Origin of the sequence: Sphingobium chlorophenolicum (assembly GCF_000722875.1) — a bacterium.
GTDB lineage: Bacteria > Pseudomonadota > Alphaproteobacteria > Sphingomonadales > Sphingomonadaceae > Sphingobium > Sphingobium chlorophenolicum.
On record NZ_JFHR01000060.1, the window covers coordinates 23,623 to 32,166 of the forward strand.

Annotated in this window: 10 protein-coding genes; 9 read left to right on the forward strand and 1 reads right to left on the reverse strand. The window is 67.5% G+C overall.

Annotated features, from left to right (window positions below):
* Positions 1 to 130: 130 nt before the first annotated feature.
* The 4 genes from BV95_RS18970 to cobJ are packed head-to-tail and all read left to right on the forward strand — an operon-like array spanning position 131 to position 3,283.
* Positions 131 to 1,195 carry a cobalamin biosynthesis protein CobG gene (locus BV95_RS18970; RefSeq protein ID WP_037455803.1) on the forward strand — a complete coding sequence of 355 codons (1,065 nt, stop codon included), beginning with the start codon at positions 131 to 133 and terminating at the stop codon, positions 1,193 to 1,195.
* Entirely contained in the window at positions 1,195 to 1,824 is a 630-nt protein-coding gene (locus tag BV95_RS18975) for a precorrin-8X methylmutase (RefSeq protein WP_037455805.1), read from the forward strand. The genes BV95_RS18970 and BV95_RS18975 overlap by 1 nt, the downstream gene beginning before the upstream one ends.
* Entirely contained in the window at positions 1,821 to 2,540 is a 720-nt protein-coding gene (gene cobI, locus BV95_RS18980) for a precorrin-2 C(20)-methyltransferase (RefSeq protein ID WP_037455808.1), read from the forward strand. Before BV95_RS18975 ends, cobI begins: the two co-directional genes overlap by 4 nt.
* Entirely contained in the window at positions 2,537 to 3,283 is a 747-nt protein-coding gene (gene cobJ / locus BV95_RS18985) for a precorrin-3B C(17)-methyltransferase (RefSeq protein WP_037455811.1), read from the forward strand. Before cobI ends, cobJ begins: the two co-directional genes overlap by 4 nt.
* On the opposite strand, the gene BV95_RS18990 is transcribed toward cobJ, so the two are convergent.
* Positions 3,262 to 4,008 (reverse strand): cobalt-precorrin-6A reductase, encoded by a 747-nt coding sequence (locus BV95_RS18990; protein WP_037455833.1) that lies wholly within the window; start codon positions 4,006 to 4,008, stop codon positions 3,262 to 3,264. The genes cobJ and BV95_RS18990 overlap by 22 nt on opposite strands.
* Between BV95_RS18990 and BV95_RS18995 the strand changes: the two genes are divergently transcribed.
* The 5 genes from BV95_RS18995 to cobF are packed head-to-tail and all read left to right on the forward strand — an operon-like array spanning position 4,007 to position 8,412.
* Complete coding sequence (locus BV95_RS18995; RefSeq protein WP_037455815.1) at positions 4,007 to 5,215, forward strand: bifunctional cobalt-precorrin-7 (C(5))-methyltransferase/cobalt-precorrin-6B (C(15))-methyltransferase; 1,209 nt, start codon at positions 4,007 to 4,009, stop codon at positions 5,213 to 5,215. The genes BV95_RS18990 and BV95_RS18995 overlap by 2 nt on opposite strands.
* Complete coding sequence (locus BV95_RS19000) at positions 5,212 to 5,577, forward strand: cobalamin biosynthesis protein (RefSeq protein WP_037455817.1); 366 nt, start codon at positions 5,212 to 5,214, stop codon at positions 5,575 to 5,577. Before BV95_RS18995 ends, BV95_RS19000 begins: the two co-directional genes overlap by 4 nt.
* Positions 5,574 to 6,356: a precorrin-4 C(11)-methyltransferase gene (gene cobM, locus BV95_RS19005; RefSeq protein ID WP_037455819.1), complete on the forward strand. Its 783-nt coding sequence runs from the start codon at positions 5,574 to 5,576 to the stop codon at positions 6,354 to 6,356. Before BV95_RS19000 ends, cobM begins: the two co-directional genes overlap by 4 nt.
* Positions 6,353 to 7,672 (forward strand): cobyrinic acid a,c-diamide synthase CobB, encoded by a 1,320-nt coding sequence (locus tag BV95_RS19010; protein WP_037455822.1) that lies wholly within the window; start codon positions 6,353 to 6,355, stop codon positions 7,670 to 7,672. The genes cobM and BV95_RS19010 overlap by 4 nt, the downstream gene beginning before the upstream one ends.
* Entirely contained in the window at positions 7,669 to 8,412 is a 744-nt protein-coding gene (cobF, locus tag BV95_RS19015; RefSeq protein ID WP_037455825.1) for a precorrin-6A synthase (deacetylating), read from the forward strand. The genes BV95_RS19010 and cobF overlap by 4 nt, the downstream gene beginning before the upstream one ends.
* The last annotated feature ends 132 nt before the right edge of the window (positions 8,413 to 8,544 follow it).

The following is an 8,544-nucleotide window of genomic DNA, read 5'->3' on the forward strand; positions in this document are numbered from 1 at the left end:
CGACGGATAAGCGGCAGGGGGAGCAATCCTCCGGCCGTCGTTGCGACGTGGGAGGTGAAGTCCGGTGCCAGATGCGCCAAACGCCCATAGCGCCGCCGTTCGGGGCTGGTGCCCGACGGCATGGCGCCCCATGCTGGCGGGCGACGGCTTGCTGGTTCGCGTCCGTCCTCCGCTGGGCCGCCTGACCGCCATGCAGGCCATCGCGCTCAGCGATGCCGCCCGCCGCCACGGCAACGGCCAGATCGATCTCACGAATCGCGCCGCGCTTCAAATCCGCGGCGTGACCGAGCAAAGCTATCCGGCGCTGCTGGAACGGCTCATCGCCCTCGGCCTTACCGATCCCGACCCGGTCCATGAAGCGCGCCGCAATTTTCTCCTGACTCCCGACTGGGAACCGTCCGACGACACGGCCCGCATCGCGCAAGACCTTCTCGCCCGCATCGATGATTTCCCCGAACTTCCCCCGAAGATCGGCATCGCCATCGACGCCGGTCCCGCGCCCAGCCTTACCCATGTTCCCGCCGACTTTCGCCTCGAACGCAGCGAGTCCGGCGCCCTGCTGCTCCGTGCCGAGGGTTGCCGCCTCGGCACGCCGACCAGCCCCGAAACAGCCGCCCAAGATCTGGTCGCATTGGCTCGCTGGTTCATCGAGACCGGCGGCGCAGATTCCGGCCGTATGGCCCGGCACAAGGTTCCCATGCCCTTCCCCGCGCAAGTCGCACCGGCGCCATCCCGCTCGCTCCAGCAACTTCTGGCGCAAGCCCCCGGCCCCTTCCACGGCATTCCCTTCGGCCAACTCAGCACCGACAGCCTCGCCGCCCTGGCCGGACAACAAGGCGTTATCGCGCTGCGTCTCACCCCATGGCGTGGCCTGATCCTCGAAGGCGGCACGGCCACCCCCGCGCACGCCCCGACAGACCCGCTGCTCCGCGTGGATGCCTGCCCCGGCGCGCCAGCCTGCCCGCAGGCAAGCGTCCCGACCCGCGACCTCGCGGCCCGGCTAGCCCCTCTCGTCGACGGCTCGCTGCATATTTCCGGCTGCGCCAAGGGCTGCGCGCGCCCCAGTCCCGCCGACATCGTCCTCACCGGCCGCCAGGGCCGCTTCGACCTCGCCCGCAAGGCCCGCGCCGGATCGCCTCCAGACAGGACGGACCTTACGCACAGCCAAATTCTCGCTCTCTTCGGAAGCCCCTGATGCCCCATAACTACGAAACCGACGGCGCCGCCATTTACCGCGAATCCTTCCGCACCATTCGGGCGGAGGCCGATCTTGCTCGCTTTTCGACCGAGGAGGAACGCATCGCCGTCCGCATGATCCACGCGGCGGGACTGGTCGGCCTGGCTTCCCGCATTCGCTTTTCCCGGACCTTCGCCCGGACCGCCATCGCTGCGCTGGAGGCAGGCGCGCCGATCCTCTGCGACGCCCGCATGGTGTCCGAAGGCATCACCGCAAAGCGTCTGCCCGCCGCCAATCCGATCCTCTGCACCCTGAACGATCCGCAGGTGCCAGCGTTGGCGGCGCGAATGTCCAACACCCGCTCCGCCGCCGCGCTCGAACTGTGGCGCCCGCATCTGGAGGGTGCGCTGGTCGCGATCGGCAACGCCCCGACAGCGCTTTTCCATCTGCTCAACATGCTGGAAGACCCCGCCTGTCCCCGGCCGGCCGCGATCATCGGCTGCCCGGTCGGCTTCGTCGGCGCGGCGGAATCCAAACAGGCGCTCTGGCAGGAAAGGCCCGCCCCCTGCTGCATCGTGGAGGGGCGTCTGGGCGGCAGCGCCATCACAGTCGCGGCGATCAACGCGATCGCGAGCGCCGCCGAATGACCCAAGGCACCATCCACGGCGTAGGCCTGGGCCCCGGCGCGCAGGATTTGATGAGCGTCCGCGCCGACCGCCTGATCCGCGAAGCCCGCCACATCGCCTTTTTCCGCAAGAGGGGGAAGTCGGGTCAGGCCCGCCGGATCGTGGAGGGCATGCTGCGGCCCGACATCATCGAATTTCCCATGGAATATCCGGTGACGACGGAAATCCCGCTGGCCGATCCGCGCTACAATGATCTTCTGTCGGCCTTCTACGCCGATTGCACCGCTCATCTGGACCGGCTTTCCGCCAGCGGCGAGGATGTTGTGGTCCTCTGCGAAGGCGATCCCTTCTTCTACGGCAGCTTCATGCACCTGCACAGCCGCCTCGCCGCGCCGGTCAGGATCGTTCCCGGCATCACCGGCATGTCCGGCGCCTGGACCGCCAGCGGAACGCCGATCAGTTGGGGTGACGACGTCCTGACGGTGCTGATGGCGACCCTGCCCGAAGAGGAACTGTCCCGCCGCATCCACGACACCAATGCGCTGGTCGTGATGAAGATCGGCCGCAACCTCCCCAAGCTGCGCCGTGCCGTCGAGACGGCGGGCAAGCAGGACTGTGCCTGGCTGGTCGAATATGCGACCATGGCCGATCAGCGCATCACGCCATTGGCCGAAGCGACCGACGTCACCGCCTATTTCTCTATTCTGCTGGTCCATGGGCAGGGCCGTCGTCCATGACGGGGTGGGTCGTCATAGCGGGCCTCGGCCCCGGCGCGGAGGGGCTCGTCACGCCGGAAGTGTCGGATGCGCTGGCAGTGGCGACCGACGTCATCGGCTATATCCCCTATGTCGCCCGCATCGCGGAACGGCCCGGCCTGACGCTCCACGCCACGGACAATCGGGTCGAACTGGATCGGGCGGTCCACGCCCTGACCCTCGCCGCGCAGGGAAAGCGAGTGGCGGTGGTATCTTCCGGCGATCCCGGCGTCTTCGCCATGGCCTCCGCCCTGTTCGAGGCGCTGGAGGCAGGGCCGGTGGAATGGCGCGCCCTCGACATCCGCGTGCTTCCCGGCATCACCGCCATGCTCGCCGCCGCGGCGAAGGCTGGCGCGCCGCTGGGCCATGATTTCTGCGCCATCAACCTGTCCGACAATCTCAAGCCCTGGCCGTTGATCGAGCGCCGCCTGCGTCTGGCGGCCCAGGCCGATTTCGCCATGGCCTTCTATAATCCGCGATCCAAATCGCGCCCGGAGGGGTTCGGCCGCGCCCTGGACATATTGCGCGAGGAATGCGGCGAAGACCGCCTCATCCTCTTCGCCCGCGCCGTCTCCACTCCGGAGGAGGAATTGCGCATCGTCCACCTGAACCAGGCCATGCCGGACATGGCTGACATGCGCACCGTCGTCATTGTCGGTTCCAGCCGCACCCGCCTGATCGAGCGTCCCGGCCCGCCGATCCTCTACACGCCGCGCTCCGCATGACCCAGCCATTGCAGCACCCCGGCGACATCATGCGTCACCTGCGTGGCGGGAGCGGGCGGCCGGTCGATCATCACGATCGGCAATCCCAGCGTCCGCGCCGCCACGATCTTGGCCTCCGCGCCGCTGCCGCCCGCATTTTTCGAGACGACGCAGTCGATGCCGTGATCGCGCATCAACCTTATGTCCCCCTCGACGGAAAAGGGCCCCCGGTCGATCACCAGGGTATGACGCGGCAGTCCCGGCGCAACGTCCGGCCTGTCGACAAAGCGCAACAGATAATGATGCTGAGGCTGTGCGGCGAAGGCGTCTACATGCATCCGGCCCAGTGCCAGCATCACGTTCCGGCCGGGCCCGTCCAGCGACGCCACCGCTTCGGCGATGTCCGGCACATGGGTCCAGCGGTCCCCCTCTACCGCGATCCAGGGCGGGCGGGTCAGCATGATATGGGGCACCCCAGCCTCTCGCGCAGCCGCCGCGGCATGGCCGCTCATCGTCGCGGCGAAGGGGTGGGTCGCGTCGACCAGATGCGTGACGCCTTCCTCCCGCAAATGGCGAACCAGTCCCGCGATGCCGCCAAAGCCCCCGACCCGCACCGGTACCGGCTGCGCCCGTGGCCTTTCCGTGCGCCCGGCATAGCTCAGCACCGCCCGCGCCCCCCGCTCGGCCAGTGCCGCAGCCAGCGCGCTGGCCTCGGTCGTTCCGCCCAATATGAGGATATTGGAAATGCCGAAATCTCCTGAAAGCCCGTGGCTGACGATCGTCGGGATCGGGGAAGACGGCCTGGATGGCCTGTCGTCCGCTGCCCGCGCTGCGCTGGAGGACGCCGCGCTCATCATGGGAGCGCCGCGCCACCTGACGCTGCTCCCTGCCCTTAAGGCGGAAACCCTAAGCTGGCCAGTCCCGTTCGAAGAGGGGGTGCAGATGTTGCTGTCCCGTCGCGGCAAGCCCACCGTCATGCTCGCTTCCGGCGACCCCTTCTGGTTCGGCGCGGGCGTCAGCATTACCCGGCATCTGGAGTCGCGGGAATGGACGGCTCATCCCGCGCCGTCCACCTTCGCCCTTGCCGCCGCCCGGCTTGGCTGGCCGCTTCAGGATGTGGAATGCCATGGCCTCCACGCCGCACCGTTGACGCGGCTGCGCCCCAGCCTCGTGCCGGGCCGCCGCGCCATCCTGCTGCTTCGCGACGGTCCGGCGGTGGGTGAACTGGCCGACTGGCTGACAGGGCAAGGCTTTGGCGCCTCGATTCTGCATGTGCTGGAGGCGCTGGGCGGTCCACGCGAGCGCGTCCGCCAGTGCATGGCGGAAAGGCTGGACTTTGCCGACATTGCTCACCCTGTCGCCGTCGGTCTGTCCGTGGCGGGCGAGGGCCGGACGCTCCCCCGCTCCAGCGGCATTTCCGACGACTGGTTCGACCATGACGGCCAGATCACCAAGCGCCCCGCCCGCGCCCTAACCCTGTCAGCGTTGGCCCCCCGCCCCGGCGAAACGCTGTGGGACATAGGGGCAGGGTCTGGTTCGGTCGCGATAGAATGGTTGCTTGCCTATCCCTCCACAGCCGCGATCGCCTTCGAAGCCGATCCGGCACGCGCTGCCCGCGCCCGCGCCAACGCCCTTTCGCTGGGTGCGGATCGGTTGACTGTCATCGAAGGCCGGGCGCCGGAGATTCTGACCGGCCGCACCCGCCCCGACGCCATCTTCATCGGCGGCGGTCTCAGCCAGTCCCTGCTCGAAGCCCTGTTCGCTCTCCCCGGCGGTTCCACGCGACTGGTCGCCAATGCCGTGACGCTGGAGTCCGAAGCGTTGCTTGCCCGATGGCATGCCGACAAGGGCGGCGACCTGCTGCGCATCGAACTTGCCCAGGCGGCTCCCCTCGGCACCCGTCGAGGCTGGCGCGCCGCCTACCCGCTGGTGCAATGGAGCGTTGCGCTATGATCGTGGCCGGTTTCGGATTCCGCCAAAGCGCGTCCCTCGCCTCGCTGGAAGGGGCGCTGGAAGGGGCGAGCGGCGGCACTTTCGTTATCGATGCGCTCGCCACCCTCGACCGGAAGGCGGCGCAGCTCGCTCCGCTGGCACGGAAGCTTGCCCTGCCCCTCATCGCGATCCCGGCGGACCGGCTGGCCGATCAACCCACATTGACCCACTCCCCCGCCAGCCTCGCCGCCCATGGCGCCGGCAGCGTGGCCGAGGCCGCCGCTCTCGCGGCCCTTGGTCCTGAAGCCCGCCTTCTCGCGCCCCGATTCCTCTCGCCCGATCGCCTTGCAAGCTGCGCTTTAGCTGAAAGTCCCTTCCCATGACCGTCCATTTCATCGGCGCAGGACCGGGCGCGCCCGACCTTATCACCCTGCGCGGTCGCGACCTGATCGCGCGTTGTCCTGTCTGCCTTTATGCCGGATCGCTCGTGCCTGCCGCCTTGCTGGATCATTGCCCGGCTGGAGCGCGGATCGTGAACAGCGCGCCGCTGGCGCTGGACGAAATCGTTGCGATCATGGCGGAAGCCCATGAACGAAATGAAGAGGTGGCGCGGCTTCATTCCGGCGACCTTTCGGTCTGGTCGGCGATGGGGGAACAGATTCGGCGGTTGGAGGCGTTGGGCATTCCCTATGACATCACGCCGGGGGTTCCGTCCTTTGCGGCGGCGGCGGCGGCGATAGGAACGGAACTGACCTTACCGGAATTGGGGCAGTCCCTGGTCCTAACCCGGACGCCGGGGCGGGCCAGCGCCATGCCGCCGGGGGAGAGCCTGAGCGCGTTCGGGGCGACCGGGGCCACGCTGGCCATCCATCTTTCGATCCATAATATTGCACAGGTGGTTAGGGATTTGGTGCCGCTTTATGGGGTGGACTGCCCTGTCGCCATCGTCTGGCGGGCTAGCTGGCCGGACCAGCGGGTCGTTCGGGGCACGTTGGGCACTATCGAGGAAGCGGCGGTCGGCGGGCCTGAGCGCACCGCCATCATTCTGGTCGGGCCGGTGCTGGGGAGCCGGGATTTTGCGGAAAGCAGCCTCTATGCGCCCGGCTATGACCGCCGGTTCCGGCCGTCGAGCGCCGATTCCATCTTTATCGGCAAGCCATGACGCCCGGCCTGCTAATCGCCGCGCCCCGGTCCGGGTCGGGTAAGACCACTATTACGCTGGGCCTGCTGCGCGCCTTTACCCGGATGGGGATCAGGGTTCAGCCGTTCAAGTCCGGGCCTGACTATATCGATCCCGCTTTCCAGCAGGCGGCAAGCCGCCGTCCGTCCTTCAACCTAGATAGCTGGGCCATGGATCGGGGGCGGATCGTCGATATCGCCGGGCGATGCGATGCCGAACTGCTGCTGGCGGAGGGGGTGATGGGCCTGTTCGATGGCGCGCCTGCCCACGGCGAGGCGGGCACCGGGTCCAGCGCCGACATCGCGGCGCTGTTCGGCTGGCCGGTGGTGCTGGTCATGGACGTGTCGGGCCAGAGCCAGTCCGCCGCCGCCATCGCCAGCGGTTTCCGGACGCTGCGTTCCGATATCGTCATGGCGGGCGTGATTCTGAACCATGTCGCGAGCGAGCGGCATGAACGGATGATCCGCGTCGCCATGGAGGAAGCGGGTATTGCCGTGCTGGGCGCGATTCCGCGCTCCGCCGAGCTGGGCTTGCCGGAACGGCATCTGGGGCTGGTTCAGGCGGCTGAACAGGCCGATCTGGACGGAACCATCGACCGCATGGCCGACATCGTCGCCGCGCATGTGGATATTTCCGCCATTCGTGCGGCGGCGCGTCCGGGGATGAAGCGAGAGCATGGCGCTGTTCCCGCCATGGCGCCGCCGGGCCAGCGGGTCGCCATCGCGCAGGATCAGGCATTTTCCTTCACCTATGCGCATCTTCTGTCGGACTGGCGTAGCGCGGGGGCAGAGATATTGCCTTTTTCGCCGCTGGCCGACGAAGCGCCTGCGGGCGATGCCGATGCCGTCTGGCTGCCGGGCGGCTATCCGGAACTGCATGCCGCCCGCATCGCGCAGGCGCATCATTTCCTGTCGGGGCTGCGCCGCCATGCGCGGGACCGGCCGGTTCATGGCGAATGCGGCGGTTATATGGTGCTGGGCGAGGCGCTGATCGACGCGCAGGGGCAGGTGCACGCCATGGCGGGCCTGCTGGGCCTCGTCACCAGCTTTGCCGAGCGCCGCCTGCATCTGGGCTATCGGCGGGCGCGGCTGCTGGCTTCGATGGGCGGGATGCCTGCTGGAGCGCTGCTGAACGGGCATGAATTTCATTATTCCACCATAGTGGAGCAGCCTGATGGCCCCCTCGCCTTCGTGACGGATGCGGAGGGGCATGCCGTCGCCTCCACGGGGTCGCATCGCGGCACTGTGACCGGCAGTTTCTTCCACCTGATCGCCTCTGCATCGGAAGTCGTTTCATGATTACGCTCAACCTGATCGGCATCGGCACGGGGAATCCCGACCATCTGACCTTCGCGGCGGTGAAGGCGATGAATGCCGCCGACCTGATCCTGTTGCCCCGCAAGGGGGAGGAGAAATCCGATCTGATCGACCTGCGTCGCGGGATTTGCGCGCAATTGCTGACCGAGCCGGTCAAAGTCGTGGAATATGACATGCCCAGGCGCGCCGAGCGGCAGGATTATATCGGCGCGGTGGTGGATTGGCATGACGCCATTGCGGCGTTGTGGATGGAGCAGATCGTCCGGTATCTTCCCGATGGGGGGACATTGGCGCTGCTGGTTTGGGGTGATCCTTCGCTTTACGACAGCAGTTTGCGGATCGCCGGGCGTTTGCCGGGCGTGACGGTCCGGGTCATTCCCGGCATTACCAGCGTTCAGGCGCTTACTGCCGCCCATGCTATCTGCCTTAACGATCTTGCTGAACCGGTGTTGATCACTACGGGCAGGCGGCTGCGTGAAGAGGGGTGGCCGGAGGGGGCGGATAGCGTTGTGGTGATGCTGGACGGTGATTGCGCTTTTCAGACGGTGCCCGCCGAGGGGGTCGATATATGGTGGGGGGCTTATCTGGCCATGCCGCAGGAGGCGATCATGCGCGGGCCGTTGGCCGTGGTCGGGGGGGATATCGTCCGGCGGCGCGCTGCGCTTCGGGAGGAGCATGGCTGGATTATGGATATTTATCTGTTGCGCAGGCGGCGGGGATAAATTCGGAAATGGCGGGGATGGCTAATAGGGGGCATTTTTCTCCCCTCCCGTAGACGAGGCGGCATCCGACGCCAAGTTCATCGTCTGCAATGCGGATGAAGGCGACAGCGGCACCTTCGCCGACCGGATGCT

Bases quoted from the DNA above. Each gene is read 5' to 3' on its own strand.
- BV95_RS18970 (WP_037455803.1), top strand. From the start codon at position 131: ATGCTGGCGGGCGACGGCTTGCTGGTTCGCGTCCGTCCTCCGCTGGGC.
- BV95_RS18975 (WP_037455805.1), top strand. From the start codon at position 1,195: ATGCCCCATAACTACGAAACCGACGGCGCCGCCATTTACCGCGAATCC.
- cobI (WP_037455808.1), top strand. From the start codon at position 1,821: ATGACCCAAGGCACCATCCACGGCGTAGGCCTGGGCCCCGGCGCGCAG.
- cobJ (WP_037455811.1), top strand. From the start codon at position 2,537: ATGACGGGGTGGGTCGTCATAGCGGGCCTCGGCCCCGGCGCGGAGGGG.
- BV95_RS18995 (WP_037455815.1), top strand. From the start codon at position 4,007: ATGCCGAAATCTCCTGAAAGCCCGTGGCTGACGATCGTCGGGATCGGG.
- BV95_RS19000 (WP_037455817.1), top strand. From the start codon at position 5,212: ATGATCGTGGCCGGTTTCGGATTCCGCCAAAGCGCGTCCCTCGCCTCG.
- cobM (WP_037455819.1), top strand. From the start codon at position 5,574: ATGACCGTCCATTTCATCGGCGCAGGACCGGGCGCGCCCGACCTTATC.
- BV95_RS19010 (WP_037455822.1), top strand. From the start codon at position 6,353: ATGACGCCCGGCCTGCTAATCGCCGCGCCCCGGTCCGGGTCGGGTAAG.
- cobF (WP_037455825.1), top strand. From the start codon at position 7,669: ATGATTACGCTCAACCTGATCGGCATCGGCACGGGGAATCCCGACCAT.